Source organism: Pedobacter sp. PLR, assembly GCF_026239675.1.
Taxonomy (GTDB): Bacteria; Bacteroidota; Bacteroidia; order Sphingobacteriales; family Sphingobacteriaceae; genus Pedobacter.
Map to the genome: position 1 here is coordinate 77,839 of NZ_JAPIVQ010000007.1, position 24,052 is coordinate 101,890.

Sequence of the window (24,052 nt, forward strand, 5' to 3'; positions counted from 1 at the left end):
CAATAATATGCAATCAGTTTTAGTCCTGCCACAAAACAGTAATACTTCACAACAACACATCACTTGCCCCTCCCCCCCCCCGAAAAATCAATAAAAAACCGGTCAGATAGTGTAATTTATACAACATAACTAACTGATAATAAATTGATTTGAATAGAATAAATTCAATAAGAATGTAATATTTTTGGTTCAACCTACAACCAGACTATGAACATCAAGAAAGTGTTAATTGCCAATCGCGGTGAAATCGCTATTCGTATTGAACGGGCATGCAGTGAGCTAAACATCCAGACAGTGGCTGTTTACACCTACGAAGACAGGTATTCCCTACACAGGTACAAAGCAGATGAAGCTTATCAGATTGGCTCGGACCATGAACCTTTAAAACCTTACCTCGACATCAAAGGAATCATTGCCATGGCAAAATATTGCGAGGCAGATGCGATACACCCTGGATATGGTTTTTTATCAGAAAACGAAGAATTCGCTGCGCAGTGTGCAGCAAACGACATTGTATTTATCGGCCCCAGACCCGATGTCATGTCAGCATTGGGAGATAAGGTTACCGCAAAAAAGGTGGCGAAATCTGCAGGCTTGCCGATCATAGAAAGCAGTGAGGTAGATCTGGACACTATTGAACAGGCTTTATCCGAGGCCAACCGAATTGGATATCCGTTAATGATCAAGGCGGCTTTTGGCGGCGGCGGACGTGGAATGCGGATTGCACATAACGATGAACAGCTCAGAAAGAGTTTCTTTGAAGCACGTAGTGAAGCGAAAAATGCTTTTGGTGACGATACTGTATTTCTTGAAAAGTTTATCAACCGGCCAAGGCATATAGAAGTGCAGATTGTAGCGGATAACTATGCGGAGGTGGTGCACCTCTTTGAACGCGACTGCTCTGTACAGCGCCGTTTCCAAAAAGTCGTTGAAGTTGCACCTTCCTTAAATTTAAGCCAGCAAACCAAAGATCAGCTTTACCACTATGCGACCTCTATCGCAAAAGCCGTAAAGTATAATAATGTAGGAACAGTGGAATTCTTAATTGATGAACAGGAAGCCATCTATTTTATTGAAGTAAACCCCCGGATTCAGGTGGAACATACCGTTACAGAAATGATAACAGGTATTGACCTGATCAAAACCCAGTTGTTTATTGCAGATGGCTATCACTTGTCTGATCCGGAATTGGGCATTAAAAATCAGGAAACTATCTCTTGTAACGGATTTGCAATGCAATGTCGCATTACAACAGAAGACCCTGCTGATAATTTCAAGCCCGATTATGGAACCTTGATTACCTATAGAAATGCAACTGGATTTGGCATCAGGCTAGATGAAGGGAGCACCTATCCAGGGATGAAAATCAGTCCGTTTTTTGATTCCATGCTGGTAAAAGTGAGCACCAGTGGCCGTACCTTAGAAGATGCAGCGAGGAAAATGCACAGGGCCTTAAGAGAATTCAGGATTCGTGGGGTAAAAAACAATGTTGAGTTTCTGGAAAGCCTGATCAGCCACCCAACCTTTATACAGGGAAAGGCAACAGTGAATTTTATACAGGAACATCCGGAGCTTTTTGAAACTAAAAAGGGACTGGATCGCGGAACGCGTATTTTAACCTATCTGGGAGAGGTTTCTGTAAATGGTAACCCTGACGTACTTGAGGTTGACGAGAATAAGCGACTGGAAAAACCAATCGTACCAAAAGTCGATGTACAATCGTATCCAAAGGGCAGCAAAGATCTGTTAACAGCCCTCGGACCGGAAGAATTCTCGAAATGGCTTAAAGCAGAAAAGAAAATACATTATACCGACACCACTTTCAGGGACGCTCACCAGTCTTTACTGGCTACCAGAATGCGTACATACGACATGCTAAAAGTGGCAGAAGGCTTTGCAAAACATCACCCCCAAACCTTTAGCATGGAAGCCTGGGGCGGAGCAACCTTTGATGTTTGCCTGCGCTTTTTACATGAAGACCCATGGCGCCGACTGGAAAAATTACGTGCTGCAATGCCCAATATCTTAATTCAAATGCTCATCCGTGGTTGCAATGGCGTTGGCTATGCAGCTTACCCGGATAATTTGATTGAATCTTTTGTAGAGAAGAGCTGGGAAAAGGGCGTGGATATTTTCAGAATCTTTGATTCCTTAAACTGGATGGAGAATATTGCACCCTGCATTGAAATGGTACGCAAAAAAACCAAAGGTCTTGCAGAAGGCGCACTTTGTTATACTGGTGATATTCTTGATCCCAAACGGAGTAAGTATAACCTGGAATATTATTTAAAGCTGGCCAAAGATCTGGAAAATGCCGGAAGTCATATTCTGGGGGTTAAAGACATGTCGGGCTTACTGAAACCATATGCTGCAAAAATTTTAATTGAAGCACTTAAGGATACAGTGAAAATACCGATTCACTTACATACCCACGACACCTCTTCCCTGCAACCCGCAACCTATCTGATGGCCATTGAAGCAGGAGTTGATGTCATCGATTGCGCCCTGGGTGCCTTATCCGGCAGTACAGCGCAGCCTAACTTCAATGCCATTGTAGAAATGATGCGCTTCCATGAAAGGGAAAACCCTTATGATATCAAATCATTAAATGCCTATTCAAATTATTGGGAAACTGTAAGAGAATACTATTATCCATTTGAATCCGGATTAAAAGCAAGCTCAGCGGAAGTGTATGAACATGAGATTCCGGGGGGGCAATATTCAAATCTAAAACCTCAAACCATTGCACTGGGTCTGGGTGATAAATTTGAACTGATCAAACAGCGTTATGCAGATGTCAATACCTTATTTGGTGATATTGTGAAGGTTACTCCAAGCTCTAAGGTAGTTGGAGACATGGCCCAGTTTATGGTAGCCAATGACATTAGCCCTGAAGATGTTTTTGCCAGAGGAGAGCAACTTGCTTTTCCAGAATCGGTAGTTTCCTTTTTTATGGGTGAAATTGGCCAGCCAACAGGAGGTTTTCCTCAAGCCTTACAACGGATCCTGCTGAAAGGAAAAACACCATTTACCGACCGGCCGAATAAACATTTGGAAGCCCTTCATTTAGAAGCCGAGTTCGAAACATTTAAGCAGGATTTCGGTAGCGATTTAAACTACACCATGTACCTGGCCTACAAGTTTTACCCTAAAGTAACGGCCGAGGCGATCAGGGTTTTCAGGTTATATGGCGATGTTTCTGTAATTCCAACACAATATTTCTTTTATGGTATGAAGCCGGGAGAGGAAACAACTCTTGAAATTGCCAAAGGAAAAACCTTGCTGATTCGTCTGCTTTCCATAGGTCCGGCAGATGATGTAGGCATGCGTACGGTGTTCTTTAAATTGAATGGGCAAACGCGCAATATTGAAATTCTGGATAAATCTATCCAGGTAACCAGAAAGGAAAACCGCAAAGTAGACAAGGGTAATCCTGCCCATATCGGTTCTCCTTTACAAGGCTTACTGTCAAAGGTTTTCGTAAAAGCTGGTGATATCGTGAAGAAAAACCAGGCCCTGTTTATGATTGAGGCGATGAAAATGGAATCCAATATTACTGCATTAGAAGATGGCGTGGTGAAGACCATTGTCTTACCCGAAGGTACCATTGTCAATACTGACGACCTGGTACTTGAACTTTAAAAAATCTAACCAATATCTCCTTAAATAATCAACATATGATGACGCTTGGTTGTGGTCGGGTTGTAGTCGGGAAGAACGGCGTATTACAAAAGGGTATGGTATAGGTTCGGTATAGGTTGCTCATACTTTGCTGTAGGTTTAAGTAACCAACCCCTTACCGAACCTTACGGCAACCCTAAGCTGTATCAGCGCTCTTCCCGACTACAACCCGACCACAATTACTGCCATACAAAGGTTATATTACACCTGTTCAGATTCTTTAAATTTCTAGCCTTTGAATTTGGCCAAACTATTGTGTAATTTTGTCGCGTAATTAGCCTGTTTACAAAGAGGACCAAGTAAAACTACGGTCTACCTTCAGGAAACAAGGTAACTAGTTCGCATTTAATCACTTAAATATAGAAATATGTCATCAGTAGAGACGTAATATACGTTTTTACAGCATCTCATAAAATCACTCCACATTAATTACTTGCTGATTGTCAGTTATTTAAACAAATAAGTAACTCACTAAATTTTATCACATTTTTAAAATGTTTGCAAATTGTTTGCGCACTTTTTAAAATTTGCAAATCGAAACTTGTAATTTAACATATGGCCAATTGTAATCTGTACCACGACAAAAGACGTCCTAAAAAGAATGGTTTTTTCCCTATAAAAATCAGGGTAACACATGAGCGTAAAAGCAAATTTTTCGAAACGGTTTTCAGTGCCGATGATGCGGAGTTTGCCAAGATTTCAAATGGTCTTCGGCTTGATGCTAACCAGAAAAAAACAAAAAGCAAATTAGACGACCTCTTAAAAAAGGCCAATGACATTATCGAAGATTTAGAGGTGTTTAATTTTGATACTTTTACAATGCGGTTTAAGAATACTGGCGACAGGAATGATTTGCTTGATCTCATAAGAGAAAAAGCCGCTTTGCTAAAAAAAGAAGAAAATTTTGCCAATTCAAGATTGTACTTTCAAGCAGCCGATTTATTAGAAAGATTTAACCTTAATGAAAAAAAATCTAAGAAGCTGTATGTTAAAGAGCTTACACCTGATTATCTAAAAGCTTTTCAAAAATGGGCACTTGGCACGAACTACATCATTGAGAAAAATAAAGACAAAATGATAAAGACGTATTCTGTTACTACATTAAATATGTATTTAACCAGAGTAAAAGCCATCATCAATTCTTTAACAGAAACTGGCGTACTACACATTACAAAGAATCCATTCGGAAAGGGCAAGTACGTTATCCCCAAATCGAGAAGTGCAAAAAGGCCTTTGGAGCATGATGAAATAATGCTGATGGTAAACTACCAAAGTGAAGACGATAAAGAGATTTTCGCAAGGGATATGTTCATCTTCTCCTATTTAGCCAATGGAATGAACTTTTATGATATTTTCAAGTTAAAATGGTCGGATATAAAAGGCGATGCTTTTTATTTCGTTAGACAAAAGACTTCTGCAAAACTACCTGATAAACAGATTCGAGTATTCTTAAATCCAAAAATACAATCTATCATTGATTTACATGGAAGTAAAAAATTGGGTAATAGCTACATTTTTAATGTCGTGCCCTGGGGAGCTTCCAAAGATGTTGAACAAAAAAAGATACGCTCTTATATTAGTGGCGTAAATATTAAGCTAAAAAAAATAGCCGTGACATTAGGCATTACCTCCGATATAAGCACATATTTCGCCCGTCACACCTTTGCTACCATGATGCATGATTTAGGTGCATCTATGAACACTATCAAGGATGTAATAGGCCATGAGGACATTAAATCGACCCAAAATTATATTGGTGCAGAAAAAAAGGAAAGATTAATGGAATTTCAGGAACGGCTTTTGAAATAAAAAAGCATATTTCAGCCTTTCTAATTTTGAATATTTAAGTTTAATTCTTCAGAAAATTTACGAGCCTTTTTATCTATTACTATATTGACAAATTTATCCATTTCTTTAGAAGAAATTATATCAAATAGTGGCATATTATCTTTTTTCAATATATTATACAAATCATTATAAGAGATTTTATTACCCTTATAAGGATCTACAATTAAACAAAATTTATGGTCACTAGATAACCCTTTTGAAACAGCTAGTATTTTCAATCTTTCAATGACACTTTCAAAGTCACTAATGTCATTTCTAATTTGGCCAAGCTGTCTATTAGAATTAAAGTCAATAGCCTTAGCGGCATAAAGGCTTCCGTTAACCCCTAATCCATCCAAATGAAAATCAAAAAATAAAGTTTCGATTTGCTTTTTCTTGAGAGTGTAATCAATATCAATTATGTCCTTTAGAGGGTTATAAAGCTTTTTTTCAATTACTTTTTTAAATTGTGATACACTTTCTTTTTCTTCAGAAATAAGCTCTTCTCCTATGAATTTTCTAAAATAATCATGAAATGTGTTATATGAGATAATAGAATTTATAACCTCTGGTTTTGAAAACTGCAAAATTCCATTGTTATAATCATAAAGTCTATGAAGAAATTGTTTATTTAAATGCTTCTCTGATCTAAATAAAAATACTGACTCATCAACGGTTTCTTTTTTGACAAAATTTTTAAATTGATTTAGAGAAAACTCTAAAAGTTTATAATTTTTAGGATTAAGCTTCCTCGCTAATTCAAGTTTTTGATGAGATAAATGAAAATAAACTTGTTCATCAGCAATAACAACAAGCCCTAAAGCAATTATTTCATTGCTAAGGGGATTATTTACATATTTCAATATGCTGTAAAAACTTTTCATTATTTTAAATAAGACAAAAAATGTTCAATAATTGTTTTGTTTCGAGCTTTATCAGAAAAAAAAGCTTTTAAATGTACTTTCGATTTTTTACTCAATCCCCAACTATCAGGGACTTGGTCAAATATAAAATCAAGATTTTCTATTGTATTGCTTATACAATCGTTAATGTCATTTTTAAGGTTTTCAATGTCTTCATGAGTTACAAAGCTACTAATTGTTTTGGCCAATATAGTTGATAATATGCAATTTTTCGGTTCTATGTGTAACAATACTTCTCGAACTTCTTTATAATTAGTCAAATAAGCAAATGCGGCGGCATGGTCGATAGGATGAAAGTCAAATAAACCAGTTTCATTACCAATTAAAACATTTGGATTTTCAGGTCTCCTATCCTTATTTCCTACCCACAAATCAAATGCCCCAATTTTAAGAAAGTCTACTGGATTTGAAAACAGTTTCAGTTCTCTTTTATTAGAAATATTTATAAATTGATCTAGCTCAGTCGCTGACCATATTTGTTTAGAACCAAATAACGTATTCTCATAAAAATCGGGTGAATAAAAACCCGATAATTTACCCATGTCTTGTACATAATTGTCAACAGTTTCTTTTGAAATTGTTGCTAAGCAAAATTCAGGGACATGTAATGACCAGCATTGGGCAAAATAAGCACATAAAAGCTCATTTATGATCTCGGCTGATGGATTTTTTTGAGCTGTAGTTTTAACAAAATAAGTATTATCATCAATACCATAAGTTAATAATGGTGCACTTCCCTTTGTAGTTGTTTCTTTGATTATTTTTGATATTTCTATCGTTTTTATTGGCTGGAGCATGTCAATATTAGTAATTTCTTCCAATATCAGCATGTAATAACATATAGATATTTGAAGAAGAATGGCTATCTTAAAGTGAAAAGTAAAGAATTCTTTTGAATAGTACTTACTTTAATACAATCTTCTCAAAATTGTTATCATATCTGTAATTCACTATTGTCCCCATTATCAAAAGATTTATAGCTTCATCAATTATTGGCAAAGGGACAACAAACCATTCTCTAGGAACTAATCTACGTCCATCAGCGTCATAGATATCAACATTTAAACAACTCTCTGCAAAAAAACGATGAATTAACTTTTCAAAAGCCTGAACATTTAAATTGTAGCAAGAGTAAGTTGCAATTACTTCTACATCACTGAACAAATAAGTAGCCTCTCTCGAAGCATTTTTTATTCTGTCTATTACTTTAGTGGTGGAAAAGCCAATTTTAAATAAATCTTCCAAATTAGCAATCTCTGATCTTTTAGATTTTGATTTTAAAACATAAACCCAACCGCTTTGTAAATCCTCCTCCTTAACTAAACCCACATTATTATTTAATTGATACTGTATATCTTCATCTGTATCAGTAATCACCTTACCACTCTTTTGTATTGCTTTACCTAAGGAACGATAGAGCATGGTAGACTTAGTGGCATTTTCGAAAATAGTTACGGTACGACCATCTAATCTTTTTCGTCCGCCGATTTCTTCTTCATTTAATACTGCAGATTGAAGATATAATAACATACCATCCAACAAATAAAAATGTTCTACTTGAATATTTTTGTAAACATTTTCAGCGGGTAATAATTTACGCTTACCACTCTTTAAATCTTGATGTACTTGCTTGAACACAGCTTCATACTTCTCAAAATCCTTATCTGGAATAGAAGTTCTTTGAGCCACAAAATCAGCATCCGCTCGTTTATCAATTTTACGTGTATGTCTAAACTCAAAAATAGATAAATCTCCCTCTGGATTTAACAATCCTAAATCATCCTCCGCTAATATATCATCAAGGGTCTTTTTTTTCATTTCCACTTCTCCAAGTAAATTGAAACGGTCAAAAGGTTTTAATATTTTCTTTTTGCTGTCATTGCTTCTAAACCCTTTCAACTTCGCGGATAAACTGTATTCAGACATACTGCCCGTAGATGGTTCACTATTGTTTTTCTCGTAGAATGCATTAATTTCTTCAAAAGAGTCTATAAGCCTGTCTTCATCAGTTTTAACATTAGCAGATTTTTCCTTGTGGTTAAGCAACCCAAAATCATCATCATCAAATATATCGTCGAGTGTTTTAGCCATTTTCTTCTCGCTTTCTTTTTGCCTCTCTCAAAAATACTAAAGCTTGCGCCATTCGTTGCTCTTTTTGGTCAAATGATTGAATATTTGGCTGTTCTCCAGTCTTAGCAACCCATTCTTTAATCTTATCCCATAACAAAATAGCTTCCTCTTGTGTCATCTCAATTTTTGATACGTTTATTGTATCTTGAATAGCTTTAAGAACTGATGTAGTTACCGATTTTGACAATATCTCAAATGCTTTTTGAAATGGATTAATTGTATCAATTAGATCAATATGGATATCGTCAATATCAACAAAACTGCCAGCCATTCTAATAAATTTTTTACTCCCCTGTTCTTCAATTATACTGTTCTTAATAACAGCATCTACAACAACATACTGCCTAACTGCTTCTACATCCTCTGCACTTAAATCAGGATATATCTCTCTAATTATTTTAGGGATAATGATTGTGTTAATTACTTCTGGCTCTACATTACCAGGCATAGCCTTAAGCATTGTATCATCTTGTAGTATTCTTGCTTTTAAATCATTCAAATCACTTTCTATAATAGCCTTTGCCCTTTGTGATGTTGGTAATTTAAAACCCCTAACCTTAATAGTCTTTCCATCATCCTCATTATCTTCATCGTCAATATCGCCATCATACTTTGGCTTGAAATTAAAGTTTGGCGCTAGTACTTGCTCCATTAACAATGATGCGGTAATTGCCTTTAGCATATTGTTTACAGCCAATTTTACGTCATCATCTACGGCATCAGGCTGCGCAATTAGATTTGTAAACTGTGCATGTGTTTTATTATTACTATCTCTTGTTGCCCTACCAATTATCTGAATGATTTCTGTCAAAGAACCACGATAACCAATAGTTAACGCATGCTGACAGAAAGGCCAATCAAAACCTTCTTTTGCCATCCCCAATGCAATTATCATATCAATATCATCAGCACTGCTAATACCTCTTAAATAAGCTACAACTTTGTCACGCTCTTTTTGATTATCCTTTACTAAATCGGCAATTTTCAAAATTCGACCACTCCGTTTACTTTTTACATAACGAATTCCTGTTTCTTCATCCTGGTACTCCAAGTCTCCTATACAATCTATTATATGACTAACTTCTTCATCTTTCTCTTTAGATGATTCAGATGAATTAACGCTTGGTATATGGATGATAGTTTTTAAATTTTCATCTAGTATTTCTTCAAGTGCAGATAGCCCACTATCTTGTTTTTTATAATACCTACCTTTGTAGAAATGATAGCCAATGCCAAGAGATTTTAAATGTTCGTAACCGTTTAATTGCTCATAATAATTGTAAGTAACCTTAGTAAACTTTATTTCATCCTCATGCATAAGAACAGGAATGCTATCTCCCCTAAAATAAGAACCTGTCATAGCGATAATATGGGCGGTAGATTTTGTCATTACCTTGCGTAGCACATCTCCTAAACGGTTTTGACCATCTGTAGAAACGTGGTGGAATTCATCTATTGCTAAAAGACAGTCATTTAAAGATGTATCTGTCATTCCTTCAAAAGCGAAACGAAGTGTTGCATGTGTGCAGATCAGTATCTTTTCATCACTTTCTAGAAAAGACAAAAATGCTTTTACTTTACTACCATCATTACCAACTGTACATAGATTGTATTTTGGATTTAGTTCCCAATCCGCAAAAAAACCAAATTTTGTTAATTGAGTAGGGCTAAATGAGCTGCCTATTGAACGTTCTGGCACAGCGACAACAACTTTTCTTATGCCTTGATTTTTCAATTTATCTAACGCAAGAAACATCAAGGCTCTAGATTTACCTGACGCAGGGGGTGCTTTTAATAAAAGATATTTGGCAGTTCTAGCCTCAAAAGCTTTAGCTTGCATTTCTCGCATGCCTAAACTATTTATTTGCTTGCTTTGACCAGTTTGGGCATAATTAACCTGCACCAAGTTAATTGGTTTAGAATATGCTGTTTGTTCTAATTTCTGTTCGCTCACTTGATTTTAGTTTTTTTAGTAGCCTTTACTTTTGCAAATAATGTATCTTTTTTTGCCATTTCCTCATAAACCTTGAACAAATGCGTTAGTCGTTCAGCATCAGTTGAGAATGGTGCTAAACGATAAATTCTTTCAATTGCCTCATCTAACGCCTTATGAGCTATATTTAGTCCTTTTGGCATAGTGCCGGGGTTATACATCCAAGCTATTGTTTTTTCAGAGTATTTTGCTCTTTCATCAAGAACGTCATAAACGTATTGGTTAATATTCTCTTTCTGCTTTAAACTGGTTTCCGGAAAAGGAAATGTATTATAAATTAGTTTAGCAGAATATCTATAATCTGTTTTTAGCTTCCCCCCAACGGCACTTACCCATACCATGTGCATTTTAGAGTGAATAATGCCAAAGAGCCATGGTTGAGCATCGTAAATAGCAAAGTTTGGGGCGACAATAACACTATCACTGTTCATAAAACCAACAGGAATATATTCTCTTTTCTCTGAGGAAACACTAGGCATAAAAATAGCATCTGAATTTTTAAACCGAATTTCTGCAAATTTATGAGGAGTATTGGCCAAGGTTTGCGTCGTTGGTCTTTTACTTTCAATACGTGACTTTCTTGTCAAATCAATTCTATTTTTGATTTGGATAATTTTACTTGCCTCTTCGAGTTCGTCATCACTAATCCATAAACAGAATTTCTCAACGTCTCGAATAAATTCAAGTGAGCCTACCAATTTCTTAATATACTTCCTTGCCTCTTTATTAGAAGATATAAACTCATTTTTCTCCACTGGATCCAAAAACAGATTGCCACCGTCATTCGCCATACTTCCAAAATTCATCTCTGGAAATTTACTCAAGGGTTTTGTCCTTGGCAATACATAAATATAAGGTGCATCTATAAGATATGCATTTATGTTTTTCACTTCTCTTTTTATATTATCAGTATAAAGAAATTTGGATTGAGTGCTTAAATTCCTTGCCCCAATTATAATAACCGTAACTCCTGCGTTTCCAATAGCATTATTTGTCCATTTGAATGAATGATATGCGAACTCTAACTCGATATTATCCTTTAACAATGTTGGCCATAAATTAGAAACCTGCTCGCCTTGGCAAATTGAATTTGTAGTTACAAAAGCAAACTTGGCATTCAAATTTTCAATATATTTTTTTGCCTTAAAAAACCAAATCGCAATATAATCTAGATTATTTGCTCCTTTTATGGAATTTAAAGTAAATGCGATATCTCCTTTTTGTTCCTCATTTTGTTTCCGAGCGCCATAGTATGGTGGATTACCCAAAATGTATACCTCGTCATCTTTTTTAATAGGGCAAACTATTTTCCAATCTACTCTAGTCGCATTTCCGCATGTGATATTCCCAGCTTGTTTAAGTGGCAGTATTGGTTTACTTTGTCCATATCCCTCTAAACGCTCATCAAATACTCTATTCATTTGATGTTCAGCCAACCAAAGAGAAAGTATCGCCATTTCATGTGCAAAATCTTTTATCTCTATACCGTAAAACTGAGAGAGAGAAATTTCAGTGAACCATATCTTAGTCTGTGAACCATTAAAATTAATTTTGGCTTGCTTTGCAGGTATTACCACTTGATGACCGCTAGCAGTAAAATGAATTTTAGATTGACTTCCATCAGATATAGAAGTTGATTGATTGGTTAAAGAAATTATTTGCTTAATTATCTCTATTTCTAAAAGTCGTATTTCTTTATATGTTATAATTAGAAAGTTGCCGCTTCCACATGCTGGGTCAAAGAATTTGATTTTTGATAATCTTACTAATAATTTATCTAAAGCCTTTGCATTATCACTATTTTTTTCGAATTCGTCCTTTAGAGGGTCTAAGAAAAGGGGATCAATTAATTTCCTAATATTTGGTACAGATGTGTAGTGCATCCCTAAATCGCTACGCTCTTCGGGGTCTGCTACAGCCTGTATCATTGAACCAAAAATATCAGGATTAATTTCGCTCCAATCTAAATCTCCACAACTTAAAAGCAAAGCTCTAGATTTTGAAGAAAATTTAGGCGATATTATATCATCACTAAATAACCCTCCATTTACATAAGGAAACTGAGTTTGCAAGTAATCTGGAAAAGAACCATTTTCAGTATTTAGACGTTGAAAAAAAGAATTCAAAAACTCATCAACATCTTTACCATCAGAATTTGTATGTTGTGATAAAGTCTCCGTAAAAATGCTTGATTTCTCAAATATACCTGTGTCCTCTGCAAAAAAGCAGAATAGTAGTCTTGAAAGAAAAATATTTAGTTTATGACTATCATCTTTGAAGTCAGGATTATCTTGAACTAAAATATCATAAAGTTGTGCCATCTTGTAAGCGGCGTCCCTATCAGCTTTGTTGTCATTCGAAGATTTATAAACCTCCGCACCGGTTAACGGCAGAAAAAAATCGAAATATTTTGGTAAATCCTTGAGTAGAAAATCTCTATTTAACTTTGTTTTTAAATCTTTTGCTACTAAAGTGTTGTAATCCGTTACAATAACAAATCTTGGATTTTGTTTAAGTAATCGTTCGTCAGTAGCAAACTCATCAACTTTTAAATGTAAATCACTTTCAGCATAGGCAAAAAACAATTTGTTTTTATATAAAACTTCCCCTGCAATTTTAGAAAAATTGAAATCTCCTTTCTTTAATCTATTGACCGATGTTTTCGAAATTCCATAAGCCAAAAGTAAATCATAAATAAATTCTTCATTATTAAGATTTGCTATCAGTTTTTCAAGGTTAGCTTCAATTTCTTTAGAGGTCATGCTTCAAAGATAATTGTTTAATATGATTTAAATTAGCAATAATGGTCGGCACGCTATAAGTGGTTGTATATCAACTTTAACCTCACCATACCGTAACGTACTTAAGTTAACCTAATAATTGTAGCAAATTAGTCTGAGTATAAAATCATATTCATTCTGTTTTTACAGCGAATATTCCAGAAAGATATCTCGAAAAGGAACACTAAGTTCCTTAGAAATCCGATTAAGATGATTTAAGTTAAATTTAGCAATATGTTTTGGGTTTTCTACATTACGCTGTGCCTCAAATTATTTTTATTCTCTGCGAAGTTTACCTAATTGAGAATCTAGGATGCTTAATCCGCATTAAAAAGAATCGAACTGGAGAGGGTTATTGACCTTTGCTTGTGCGACCAAATTTGTATAGTGATCAGCAAACACATCTATATTCAACAATTCGCCCTGGGCACAACCAAAAATGTGTTCCAATTTGCGAACAATCTGGTATGGAATATCCTTATGATCCTCTTGCTTAATATTTTGATAATTCACCAGTGTATTACGAGAAACATCCAAGATCTCCGGAAGAACTACCCACATAATTCGGTATTCTTCATGCGTTAAATTTTGAAGAAAGTGTTTGATTTTGTATTTGTATATAGACATATTTCTAAAGTTATGTTAATTTACATTGTTGAACAATAAGAGGTTTTTTAGCCGTATGACGGGCCAATAACTGACTTAACCCACCCATTAAAAAGGATAAGGTCTTAGGTAGTTAATCAAATAGATTGATTCAACTAATTTTTCTAAGTATTCCATTATAAATATCATAGGACAGCCATTATCCCCATAGGTGTCATCATAATTTTCACCACTACAGGCGCAAAAGATTAAATTATCCATTGTATCGTGCCAACTAGGAAGGGACATAAATGAAAACAAATCCTCAAAAAACAAGGTTATATTATTTACTTCATTATCGGTCAATTGGCGAAAGTAAATAGCAGGATAACTAATTAACTCCCTATTATCAAGGTGGTATCCAAACCAATAACTTCCATTTCTATAAAGAGGATTATCTTTAGAAACTTTCAAATCTTCACCATTGCATTTCAAAGTATGTACAACTTCCATCAACTTAATAATCTGGCGTTGGCTCATCATATAATTCTGAATATCCCTTGAGGTTTTATTCTCATAATTAGTGTACGCTGATTTAATTAAATTAATAACCCCGCGTCTTAAATCTTCAATGTAAATATCAAGGGTGCAAAATTTACTAATACAGCAAAGGGGATTCTTCATTTCGTCTTCCTTTAGATACCTAAAATGAACGGCTACAGGCATTTTGTTTTCAATAATCATAAAAATCTTGTTTAAGAAGGTGTGAATGAAACAACAATTACAACTTTAATAGAATGTTTAACATTATAAATGTAATGTTAAACATTCGTTTTTGCAATAGTTAAAATATCTTATTGATAACAACTTATATTTATCATTTAAAAAATCGATTATCAATGACACCATTAGGAGAATATCTGAACCGAAAATCTGTTACTAAAGCAGCAATAGCAAGAAAGACAGGTCTAACAGTGCAACGATTGAACGATTTATGCCTTAAAACTAATGCAAGGCCTATGGGATTTGAATTGTACCTAATCGCATTAGCGATTGATGCCGATATTGTGGAGTTATTTAAAACATTATATAAAGATTTGCACCTTAAAGGGGTTTGACCGACAAAACGGCGCTTTATTTATCGACCAAAATGTTCTGAAATGTTGCCTTGGTCTGCTACCAAAGATGTTGAGCAAAAAAGATACGCTCTCATATTAGTGGTTTGCTGAAAAGAAAGATTAATGGTATTGCAGGGGCAGTTTTTGAAGTAGGCATTTCTTGCATAACTTAATTCTATTATCTTTTGATAAGATTTTGCATTATTCGGATATGATTGCCCAATTACAGCAAAAAGAAAAAACAAATCTAATATCCTCTATTCTTGAATTTCATAAATTTATAAAAAGCTCTTTTGTTTATTCTGTGCTTATTTGAGCTTGCTGAAACTGATTTTACAAAAATCACCCATACCAACATTGTAAATTCTCGTACATATATACGACTATACAGATATATGAATATTCGTATATATGCATACAAATCTTACCTCTTCCTTTTTTTCCGTTTTAAGCTGTCGTCCTCATCGTTGGCTATTGACAAATCAAAACTATAAAGCCTACTGTTGTTAATACCATCAAGGGAATTAGAATCGTGAAGAAGATTATTTTCATTATTACCTCCATTCGATTCTGCGCCTTTTGTAGTTTCTCCAGGGCTAGCGTTATTATTTGATTGCTCGTTTCTTTCTCGCTCTTCTTCTGTAAATTCTCCTTTATAAATACCATCAACCTGTACTGGTCGGTCTCTATAGCTTTTATCCGGTTTAGAAATAGTTCTATCAGTTGATAAATCTCTTTCATTGTTGGAATTTTCTCCTCCGATTCCGATGTTGTACTTTTCTCTTGTTCTACTGTTTGCTTGGCTAATCTCCTTGCTGTCTGTAATTTGCTCATAATTTATTTCTTTTATAACGTTTCCCCATTTAAACCGGCTACCCAAAGCCTGACCTCTTGCCTTAAAATTTGGCATGATGTAGGTGATACCAGATACCCTTCCTGTTTTTGCTTGGTTGAATAATGGACTAATTCCTGATTGTTCTAATCTGTTAATGAATTGGTTTATGTTTTTACTATCAGCAAATGCATCAGCTATTTTTTCTTGCATCAGCATTTTATCAGAGACTTTACCCGTACGGCTTATCATTTCTAGTTCATCCTTATCAGGCGCCTTAGTCAATGATTCCTTGCTACTTATTACTTTTACCAAATTATATTTCTCTTCCAGCTCCCTGACAATCGCCTCACTTCGCATATAATTATTACTATCGGAAACGACAATTCCATCAAACCGATTTCTAAGGGTAAGTACATGACAATGCGGATGTTCGGCATCGTTATGCCTAAAAATAAAATAGAGATTGTTATCGAAACCCATCTTCTCCATGTATTCCTTTGCAATGGCCTCCATTTTTTCATTTGATATTTTTTCATCAATTGAAAAATTTAAGCTGGTATGGTAAGTATTTCGTTTTAAGTTTGGATTCAGAGCTTTCATAATCGCCAACTCCTTTTTTATTTCGGTCTGATCTAGACTTAAAAAATTGGTTGCCAAAAGCTCGGCTCTATTTTCATGGTCTTTGCTGTAAAGCTTTTTAAGATTATAGTTTAATGCACCACCAAACGATTTTCCTATTGTCTGTTTTGCTATCATTTTAAAATGGCTTTAATGATAATATCCAGTCTTGAGGACAATTCATAGATGATTCTAACGTCTACCTGAGTTGAGGTGCCAGAGTTTAGGTGCTTTGCAATCTGATTGATATTATTGCCTATTCTTTTTAACTCTCCATAAGTTTGCAAATCCAGTGCTGGAATTTTAGGTAGTAGCAACCTGTCTTTAAAAACGATTTCACGTAACACCTCAGCCCCAGAAAGGCTGGAATAGGCACAGAGATTTGCCAGTTCCTGAACTTCCTTTTCATTCATCCTGAATGTAAATTTCACTGTTCTTTTTTCCTTTTTTTCTTTTTGCGGTCTAGCCATAATTTTATGAACATAGTGAGTTGAACAATCTGAGTCTTAGCGAGGCAAGCGTTTTGGTCTTACCAAAACATGGCTTGCTTCGTGCAAACGACTTAATCCTAGCGATTTTCCAAGCAGGTATTCGCCAATAATTCATTCCGTTTATAAACCTGTATTTCATCAATAATAAATTCCTACGATAGTTAAAAAACCACCTACTACACTTACTTCTTACTATCAATCATGGAGTAAGTAGCAGTAAGTTTAATTATTCATCTTACTTCTGGGGAATCAATTGATTCACTGCTTATTGTCATCATTTGTAGTAAGTAGTAAGAGAATTATATTTAATCAGGTAACCTTTTACTGCGAACTTTTGATTTTCGTGCCCTCTTCTTTGTACCTGTTCAAAACCGAGAATCTTTAAAGCCTTACCAATCTCAACTGGATTGATTTTCAGCCTCCCCTCAATGGTTGTTGTTAAGTGTTCTGCCAGATCAGTTGCGGTGTAAAACTGTTCGTAGTCATGATTCGTTCCTGGGGAATAATATTTTTGAATGAGTTCCATCTCTACTGTAAATGTGGTGTGTTGATTATTTGAAATCTCATTTTCCTTTATTTCTGTTGGTGTCATTTCGTACTTAAAACCATTTTGGTGGAGATGATAAGCCTGAGCCCAAACCATATTGATATCTATATCGGTTTTGTAAGCCCAGTTAATTTTTCGAACAGTAAAGCATAACCACCTTACACTGCCTGTTTCATCAGTAAGAAATTCCGCTTTGTTTGTTGAGCCAATGATAGATGCCCTTCGCGGCTCCATTTTTGGCTTTCGATCGTATGGGTGTCGAACTTTAATATATGACTTGCTCATTAAAGTTTTTTGTGCATTAATCTCAGTTTTTGACAGAGTTGATAGCTCATCCTGAATGATCACAAAATTTTGGCAAAGTGAAATTAAACTATCCTTATCAACCGAGATGTTCTCAGCCTGATAATTATACAGATCACTAGGAATTAGGAAGCGTGTAAGAGTGGTCTTCCCACTATTTTGTTCTTCATGCACGAATATCAGAGCTTGCTTATTAAAGTAATCTTCATTCAATGCACAGGCAACACACCGAACCAACCACTTTTTAAATTGGACGAAAAATCTTTCTTGGTTTTCAACCTCAATATATTGAGCGAATTTCTGGATGTAATCTTCGTTTAACCCACTCCACAATTGTTCAATCTTTGAAAAATACTCTTCAAATGGATTTACTTTGATAATGTAATCAGAACTGAGGAAAGTATTTATTTCCCCAACGGTGGTTCTAAAACCAGCTTGCCTAACCTCAATATATAAGGTGTTAGGGTTTACAGCATTAAAACTCCGTTCATCTTTTAAGCTTATCATCACTTCATTAAGAATGGTGTTGTTGATAAAATCATATTTTGAGAATAAAAATTTAATCATTTTAATAGTGCTGCTGCTGTTCTCTGAATCGCCTAATTCATAATTTGGTTTTTTAGCCATTTTCTAATCAATCAATTGATAATCAATCACGAAATGGTATATTTGACCTGTTGAAAGGAAAAACCATTCCGCACAATTCTTAAAGCGAAAACATGAGCGTGTTTTCGCTTTTTTATTTCCAATAAATTATTTGAGATATTTTGCGGGATCTTCCCTTGAAATTGTTCTTCTGCCTTTTTCTAACCAAATTATTAGATCGCTTTCTAGAAACAGGAGAGAATTGCCACGCTTAATTGACGGGATTTCTCTTTTATGTACAATTTGCCTTAATGCACCAGCAGTTTTCTTAATGATAAGTGCAGCTTCATCTGTAGACAGGTATTTTGTTTTGGGTGAACCATTTGATGCTGTAGTATCCCCTAGAACGGTAATTAATGCTTCAACTATTAATTGTTTAAGTTGAGGCTCGCTTGTTACAATGATGTTTTCCATTTTGCGCCATATTTTGTTATGGCACAAATGTTAGCTTTAGTGTGATTTTATTGCCCTATTCCCCCTATTAATAGGAATAATAGGGGAAATAGGTTTATACTAAAACACCCAAACATTCTCTATTTCGTGTTTTTTTGAAATTCGATATTTTTAAATAATGGTAAATCGGGAAAAGGTCTAAGTACGTGCACAATTTCACTCTTTATTTTCTCCGTCTCTATAACATTCTCTTCCTTGCCTTTAAATGTACCATGGAGTACCCCATTAAATCTTGTTGAAAAACATCTTGCAGCATTTTCAGCAGTAGTTTTTTTCATGATGCCAAAATTAACCATCGTGTCGTAAAAAATCCTTGCTAAGTATTTTGACCCATACCATTCTATGTTATTTGCATAATTAAGGTCAACCAGCATTTTATCTATAAGCGATATGTATGGCATATACTCGTTAGAGAACAACGAAGAATAATCTGAAAATTCCTGTTGAGTGATCAAGTTTTGTTTGGGCTCTAAAATACTTTCTGTAACTGGGATGGGTTCTAAAGGTATATTGGAATTCCTTATATTCTTATAGGTAAACCGAATATTTGAGAATACACTCGAAGAAAAAGTACTACTGTACATCACATACCCTCCATATAAGAAAATCACTATAACAACAAATACTAGTGGCAACAGCCAGCCAGCTAAGAGAGGGAGATGGTAGGCAAATAGGAAAACAGTAAATCCGATTGATAAAAAGCAACACAAAATTACCGCGTAAAAATAAATCGTTGAATAGAACAAAAACGATCTAATGGAGTCTTTTTCATCTGGATGTTTGCCGTAATCATTTATTAAAGAGGCTACCACCTCTTTATATTTATCTCTTGGTAAGTTGTAATGCACACCCAAGAAGTATTTCATCTTTATTTGTATTGGAATATTTAAATCGCCAACTCTTATAAATGCAACCAGCAAATTTATTCCAATCAATAGGACTGAGGAAATAAGTAAATAATAAAAGTACTTATTAATTGAGGTCTTATCTAATGTATAAACTAATGATACTGTAATTGCCAAAGACAGCCCAAATAAGGCAAAAGCAAATATTTTTGGGCTTATTTTAGTTAATTTCATCTGTAAACTTTTGAAGGTATTTGTAGACATTAGGTTATAAAGTAATCCTAATGTATAATTTAAATACCTAAAAATTGTAAACTGGTAAGTACTTATTATTCACATCAAAATTGCTTACTTTTGTGTTCTGATAATTGGAAAATGTTTGCAAATTGTTTGCGCAGATAAATTCAAAAATCAGATAAACAATTGATAATCAACTAATTAAAAAATAAATTTATGTCATCAGTAGAGACAACTTATGTCCCGTATAAAGTTAAGGACATTTCACTGGCGGAATGGGGTCGTAAAGAAATTGGATTAGCAGAAGCAGAAATGCCTGGTCTAATGTCATTACGCGAAGAATTCGGTCCTTCGAAACCATTAAAAGGTGCACGCATCGCAGGATGTTTACACATGACGATCCAAACTGCCGTTTTGATCGAAACATTGGTAGAACTTGGTGCAGAAGTGACCTGGTCATCATGTAACATCTTCTCAACACAAGATCACGCTGCTGCTGCAATTGCTGCTGCCGGCATTCAGGTTTATGCCTGGAAAGGTCTTAACGAACCAGATTTCGATTGGTGTATTGAGCAAACTTTACACTTCGGTCCGGAACGTCAGCCATTAAACATGATCTTAGACGATGGTGGTGATTTAACCAACATGGTTTTCGATAGGTTCCCTGAGCTGATTGCGGATATCAAAGGTCTTTCTGAAGAAACGACTACTGGTGTTCACCGTTTATATGAGCGCATGAAAAATGGTACTTTACATTTACCTGCGATCAATGTTAACGATTCAGTAACTAAATCTAAATTTGACAATAAATACGGTTGCCGTGAGTCATTAGTTGATGCGATCCGTCGTGCAACTGATGTAATGATGGCTGGTAAAGTTGCTGTTGTTGCAGGTTACGGTGATGTGGGTAAAGGTTCTGCGGAATCATTAAGCTCACAAGGTGTACGTGTGATTGTTTCTGAAATTGATCCAATCTGTGCACTACAAGCTGCAATGGAAGGTTACGAAGTGAAGAAATTCGCTACTGCTGTTAAAGAAGCTGACATTATCGTTACCACTACTGGTAACTGTGATATCGTTCGTGCAGAACATTTCAGATCAATGAAAGATAAAGCAATCGTTTGTAACATTGGTCACTTTGACAATGAAATCGACGTAGCATGGTTAAATACTAACTATGGCGACACTAAAATTGAGATCAAACCACAGGTTGATAAATATACCATTGACGGTAAAGATATCATCTTATTGGCTGAAGGACGTTTGGTAAACTTAGGTTGTGCTACCGGCCACCCAAGTTTTGTAATGTCTAACTCTTTCACTAACCAAACTTTAGCGCAATTAGAATTGTGGACTAACACAGCTAATTATGAGAACAAAGTTTATGTGCTTCCTAAATATCTTGATGAGAAAGTAGCACGTTTACACTTAGCTAAAATCGGTGTAGAATTAGACGTGTTAGATCAGCACCAGGCAGATTATATTGGTGTTCCTGTAGAAGGTCCATTCAAACCTGAGGCTTACAGATACTAAGTAAATCGGGTATTTAGCGGATGGAAATCTGCTGAATCCTGAAAATATAAAAGGGATGTTGTTCAAAACAACATCCCTTTTATTATGAAACAGGCGCTCCGGAATCGCAGGCAACCGGAACAGAACAAAACTCTGTTAAACCGCCTGATCCCCTTTTTGCTGTAAAGTACTCGCATTCCCATCTCTTATGGCCTGGTAATGCGGCGACATGATCTCCACTCCTGCCTCGTCAAAAGCCATGTGGATGTTTTTATGCAGTTCCGAATAAATCACAGCCATTATATCTGGTCTCGACACATAGGCATTGAGCTGATAGGAAACATACCAGTCGTCCAGACTGGTTTGCAATACAAAAGGTTGTTTCTCTTTGATCACCCCTTCCGTTGCCAATGCCGCATTGATCAGCAATTCATGGATTTTAGTCCAGGGAATATCATAGCCCAAAGTAAGCGTGGTATGGATAATCAATCCATCCGCTACACATAAGCTCGTATAATTCACCGTATTCCCGTTTAGAATCGCGCTGTTTGGAATCGTAATGATTTCATTTTTAATCGTCTTTAACCGCGTCACCAACAAAGATTTCTCCAATACCGCACCGGTAATATCCCCGATTTTCACCACATCTCCAACCTTGAAAGGCCGCATATAGGTAATCACCATACCTGCTACCCCATTGCTGATCGCTGAGGAAGAACCAAAGGAAATCAGCAAACCTAAAAACACCGACACTCCTTTGAAAATCTCAGAGTTCGACCCTGGAATAAAAGGCCAGATCACCACCAGCATAAATGCGTTTAAAACCAGCTTAATGATATTATAGGTAGGTTTTGCCCAGTCCGGATAAAAACCGTTAATCTTCAGTTTCTCCGATTCAATCTCCCCTGCTAAAAACTTGATCACCTTTTTCACATAATGAAAAACGAAGAATATCACCAGGATCGTAATCAGGTTAGGAATGAAATTGATCAGTGAAGAAAAGATGTTTTTGAGTGGATTGAGCACAAAATTCATCAAATGATCCCCCAATGGTTTTGTCCATGGAAAAAGGCGGAACACCAATGGCAGGGTCAGGTAAACCAGCAGGAACATCAGCACAAATTTCACGAGATGTAGTGCCTTATTGATGAGTACAAGTTCGTTTTTCCGGTTGATCAGCTCATAATCTTTGATTCTCAGCTTACTCAGTTTCTGATGAAGTCTTTTGCTGATCCAGCCACGAAAGCGGTTGAAAAACTTGTTCAGGTAAAAAAGACAGGCACCAAGCACGGATAAAATCAGGATCCCTAGTCCGGCACGCTTCAACAGCTCCATCACATTGGTTTCCTTTTTATACTGTAATACATTATCTACAATGATCTGTTGATAGGTTTTCGCCAGCACTGCTTTATCCATATTCACAGAATCAGCATCCAGGCTGGACAAGCTCATCAGAATATCGCCTTTATAGTCAATATCCATCACCAGCGAATCCTTCACCACCTTTACGGAATCAGCTACAAACAACAGATCCTCTGCCAGCTTGCTCACTTTTTCAGAAGTTCTTTCTGCACGCTCCTTTGCCGACAATGACCCTAACCTATTCTGAATAAAAAATAAGGTGTCCATGTGTGCCACAACAGGGTAACCTTTCGGCTCCACCTTTGCTTCCTGTGCTTGCACCAGACTTTGTAAACTCAACAGGCATAGAAATGTAAAAAGAAACTTCATGGAAAATAGCTTAAGAAATTTGGGGCATTGCTTAGAGCAAAATAAGGAAATAATCTGCTATTTTTACCTCATGGCAAATTTATCTGTAAACATCAATAAAATTGCGACTTTAAGAAACAGTCGCGGGGGAAATAATCCGGATTTAGTAAAGGTAGCGTTAGATTGTGAACGCTTTGGAGCAGAGGGCATCACGGTACACCCGCGTCCGGACGAACGACATATCCGTTACCAGGACGTGTTCGACTTAAAAGCAGTGATTGCTACAGAATTCAACATTGAAGGCAACTGTAAAGAGCAGAAATTTGTAGACCTGGTATTGGCCAATAAACCGGCACAAGTTACACTGGTACCTGATACAGAAGGACAAATTACCTCAAATCATGGATGGGATACCATCAAACATAAGGACTACCTGAAAGAAATGGTGCAGCTGTTTCAAGCGCAGGGAATCCGCGTTTCTATCTTCGTAGATCCGGTAGAAGAAATGGTGAAAGCTGCCGCAGAAAGTGGTACAGACCGTATTGAATTGTACACGGAATACTATGCCCGTCATTTTCATCAGGACCCTGAGCAGGCCATCAAACCTTATATCGCCGCTGCGAAAATCGCAAATACACTGGGCTTAGGCATCAATGCCGGTCATGATCTGGACTTACAAAACCTGAAATATTTCGCGGCAAATATCCCGGGATTACTCGAAGTAAGTATCGGCCATGCCTTAATCAGCGATGCCCTTTACCTTGGATTAGAAAATACCATTCAAATGTACCTTCGTCAATTACAAAATTAACTTAAACC

General features: G+C 35.9%; 18 protein-coding genes. 5 read left to right on the top strand and 13 right to left on the bottom strand.

Annotated features, from left to right (window positions below; genetic code table 11):
• Nucleotides 1-207 precede the first annotated feature (207 nt).
• Both OQX61_RS17805 and OQX61_RS17810 read left to right on the top strand, forming a co-directional pair.
• Nucleotides 208-3,642 (top strand): pyruvate carboxylase, encoded by a 3,435-nt coding sequence (locus OQX61_RS17805; RefSeq protein WP_265843153.1) that lies wholly within the window; start codon nt 208-210, stop codon nt 3,640-3,642.
• 594 nt (nt 3,643-4,236) lie between these two features.
• Nucleotides 4,237-5,490 carry a tyrosine-type recombinase/integrase gene (locus OQX61_RS17810; RefSeq protein ID WP_265843154.1) on the top strand — a complete coding sequence of 418 codons (1,254 nt, stop codon included), beginning with the start codon at nt 4,237-4,239 and terminating at the stop codon, nt 5,488-5,490.
• Nucleotides 5,491-5,510: 20 nt separating this feature from the next.
• On the opposite strand, the gene OQX61_RS17815 is transcribed toward OQX61_RS17810, so the two are convergent.
• From OQX61_RS17815 to OQX61_RS17845, 7 genes are all read right to left on the bottom strand, one after another.
• Nucleotides 5,511-6,392 (bottom strand): hypothetical protein, encoded by an 882-nt coding sequence (locus OQX61_RS17815; protein ID WP_265843155.1) that lies wholly within the window; start codon nt 6,390-6,392, stop codon nt 5,511-5,513.
• Nucleotides 6,392-7,252 carry a HipA family kinase gene (locus tag OQX61_RS17820; RefSeq protein ID WP_265843156.1) on the bottom strand — a complete coding sequence of 287 codons (861 nt, stop codon included), beginning with the start codon at nt 7,250-7,252 and terminating at the stop codon, nt 6,392-6,394. The genes OQX61_RS17815 and OQX61_RS17820 overlap by 1 nt, the downstream gene beginning before the upstream one ends.
• Nucleotides 7,253-7,334: 82 nt before the next feature.
• Nucleotides 7,335-8,522 (bottom strand): GIY-YIG nuclease family protein, encoded by a 1,188-nt coding sequence (locus tag OQX61_RS17825; protein WP_265843157.1) that lies wholly within the window; start codon nt 8,520-8,522, stop codon nt 7,335-7,337.
• Nucleotides 8,515-10,515 carry a DEAD/DEAH box helicase gene (locus tag OQX61_RS17830; RefSeq protein ID WP_265843158.1) on the bottom strand — a complete coding sequence of 667 codons (2,001 nt, stop codon included), beginning with the start codon at nt 10,513-10,515 and terminating at the stop codon, nt 8,515-8,517. Before OQX61_RS17830 ends, OQX61_RS17825 begins: the two co-directional genes overlap by 8 nt.
• Nucleotides 10,512-13,316 (bottom strand): DNA methyltransferase, encoded by a 2,805-nt coding sequence (locus OQX61_RS17835; RefSeq protein ID WP_265843159.1) that lies wholly within the window; start codon nt 13,314-13,316, stop codon nt 10,512-10,514. Before OQX61_RS17835 ends, OQX61_RS17830 begins: the two co-directional genes overlap by 4 nt.
• A gap of 345 nt (nt 13,317-13,661) precedes the next feature.
• Complete coding sequence (locus OQX61_RS17840) at nt 13,662-13,961, bottom strand: hypothetical protein (protein WP_265843160.1); 300 nt, start codon at nt 13,959-13,961, stop codon at nt 13,662-13,664.
• A gap of 87 nt (nt 13,962-14,048) precedes the next feature.
• The gene (locus OQX61_RS17845; RefSeq protein ID WP_265843161.1) at nt 14,049-14,663 is read right to left on the bottom strand and encodes a hypothetical protein; all 615 of its coding nucleotides are present in this window, start codon (nt 14,661-14,663) and stop codon (nt 14,049-14,051) included.
• A gap of 155 nt (nt 14,664-14,818) precedes the next feature.
• Between OQX61_RS17845 and OQX61_RS17850 the strand changes: the two genes are divergently transcribed.
• The gene (locus OQX61_RS17850; RefSeq protein ID WP_265843162.1) at nt 14,819-15,037 is read left to right on the top strand and encodes an XRE family transcriptional regulator; all 219 of its coding nucleotides are present in this window, start codon (nt 14,819-14,821) and stop codon (nt 15,035-15,037) included.
• A 424-nt stretch (nt 15,038-15,461) separates the two neighbouring features.
• On the opposite strand, the gene OQX61_RS17855 is transcribed toward OQX61_RS17850, so the two are convergent.
• From OQX61_RS17855 to OQX61_RS17875, 5 genes are all read right to left on the bottom strand, one after another.
• Nucleotides 15,462-16,628 (bottom strand): relaxase/mobilization nuclease domain-containing protein, encoded by a 1,167-nt coding sequence (locus tag OQX61_RS17855; RefSeq protein ID WP_265843163.1) that lies wholly within the window; start codon nt 16,626-16,628, stop codon nt 15,462-15,464.
• The gene (locus OQX61_RS17860) at nt 16,625-16,960 is read right to left on the bottom strand and encodes a MobC family plasmid mobilization relaxosome protein (protein WP_265843164.1); all 336 of its coding nucleotides are present in this window, start codon (nt 16,958-16,960) and stop codon (nt 16,625-16,627) included. Before OQX61_RS17860 ends, OQX61_RS17855 begins: the two co-directional genes overlap by 4 nt.
• Before the next feature lie 295 nt (nt 16,961-17,255).
• Complete coding sequence (locus tag OQX61_RS17865; protein WP_265843165.1) at nt 17,256-18,458, bottom strand: VapE domain-containing protein; 1,203 nt, start codon at nt 18,456-18,458, stop codon at nt 17,256-17,258.
• 126 nt (nt 18,459-18,584) lie between these two features.
• On the bottom strand, nt 18,585-18,890 hold the full coding sequence (locus tag OQX61_RS17870) for a helix-turn-helix domain-containing protein (protein ID WP_265843166.1): 306 nt from the start codon (nt 18,888-18,890) through the stop codon (nt 18,585-18,587).
• 119 nt (nt 18,891-19,009) lie between these two features.
• Nucleotides 19,010-20,008 carry a hypothetical protein gene (locus tag OQX61_RS17875; protein WP_265843167.1) on the bottom strand — a complete coding sequence of 333 codons (999 nt, stop codon included), beginning with the start codon at nt 20,006-20,008 and terminating at the stop codon, nt 19,010-19,012.
• A gap of 219 nt (nt 20,009-20,227) precedes the next feature.
• On the opposite strand from OQX61_RS17875, the gene ahcY reads away from it, so the two are divergent.
• Complete coding sequence (ahcY, locus tag OQX61_RS17880; RefSeq protein WP_265843168.1) at nt 20,228-21,544, top strand: adenosylhomocysteinase; 1,317 nt, start codon at nt 20,228-20,230, stop codon at nt 21,542-21,544.
• Nucleotides 21,545-21,679: 135 nt separating this feature from the next.
• Here ahcY and OQX61_RS17885 read toward each other — a convergent pair whose 3' ends face one another.
• Nucleotides 21,680-23,254 (bottom strand): mechanosensitive ion channel family protein, encoded by a 1,575-nt coding sequence (locus OQX61_RS17885; RefSeq protein WP_265843169.1) that lies wholly within the window; start codon nt 23,252-23,254, stop codon nt 21,680-21,682.
• Nucleotides 23,255-23,324: 70 nt separating this feature from the next.
• Here OQX61_RS17885 and OQX61_RS17890 point away from each other — a divergent pair, with 70 nt between their 5' ends.
• Nucleotides 23,325-24,044: a pyridoxine 5'-phosphate synthase gene (locus OQX61_RS17890; protein ID WP_265843170.1), complete on the top strand. Its 720-nt coding sequence runs from the start codon at nt 23,325-23,327 to the stop codon at nt 24,042-24,044.
• The last annotated feature ends 8 nt before the right edge of the window (nt 24,045-24,052 follow it).

Coding starts and splice junctions, on each gene's coding strand:
- OQX61_RS17890 (WP_265843170.1), top strand. CDS start 23,325: ATGGCAAATTTATCTGTAAACATCAATAAAATTGCGACTTTAAGAAAC.
- OQX61_RS17865 (WP_265843165.1), bottom strand. CDS start 18,458: ATGGCTAAAAAACCAAATTATGAATTAGGCGATTCAGAGAACAGCAGC.
- OQX61_RS17870 (WP_265843166.1), bottom strand. CDS start 18,890: ATGGAAAACATCATTGTAACAAGCGAGCCTCAACTTAAACAATTAATA.
- OQX61_RS17825 (WP_265843157.1), bottom strand. CDS start 8,522: ATGGCTAAAACACTCGACGATATATTTGATGATGATGATTTTGGGTTG.
- OQX61_RS17840 (WP_265843160.1), bottom strand. CDS start 13,961: ATGTCTATATACAAATACAAAATCAAACACTTTCTTCAAAATTTAACG.
- OQX61_RS17850 (WP_265843162.1), top strand. CDS start 14,819: ATGACACCATTAGGAGAATATCTGAACCGAAAATCTGTTACTAAAGCA.
- OQX61_RS17845 (WP_265843161.1), bottom strand. CDS start 14,663: ATGATTATTGAAAACAAAATGCCTGTAGCCGTTCATTTTAGGTATCTA.
- OQX61_RS17875 (WP_265843167.1), bottom strand. CDS start 20,008: ATGAAATTAACTAAAATAAGCCCAAAAATATTTGCTTTTGCCTTATTT.
- ahcY (WP_265843168.1), top strand. CDS start 20,228: ATGTCATCAGTAGAGACAACTTATGTCCCGTATAAAGTTAAGGACATT.
- OQX61_RS17810 (WP_265843154.1), top strand. CDS start 4,237: ATGGCCAATTGTAATCTGTACCACGACAAAAGACGTCCTAAAAAGAAT.
- OQX61_RS17885 (WP_265843169.1), bottom strand. CDS start 23,254: ATGAAGTTTCTTTTTACATTTCTATGCCTGTTGAGTTTACAAAGTCTG.
- OQX61_RS17855 (WP_265843163.1), bottom strand. CDS start 16,628: ATGATAGCAAAACAGACAATAGGAAAATCGTTTGGTGGTGCATTAAAC.
- OQX61_RS17805 (WP_265843153.1), top strand. CDS start 208: ATGAACATCAAGAAAGTGTTAATTGCCAATCGCGGTGAAATCGCTATT.
- OQX61_RS17815 (WP_265843155.1), bottom strand. CDS start 6,392: ATGAAAAGTTTTTACAGCATATTGAAATATGTAAATAATCCCCTTAGC.
- OQX61_RS17860 (WP_265843164.1), bottom strand. CDS start 16,960: ATGGCTAGACCGCAAAAAGAAAAAAAGGAAAAAAGAACAGTGAAATTT.
- OQX61_RS17835 (WP_265843159.1), bottom strand. CDS start 13,316: ATGACCTCTAAAGAAATTGAAGCTAACCTTGAAAAACTGATAGCAAAT.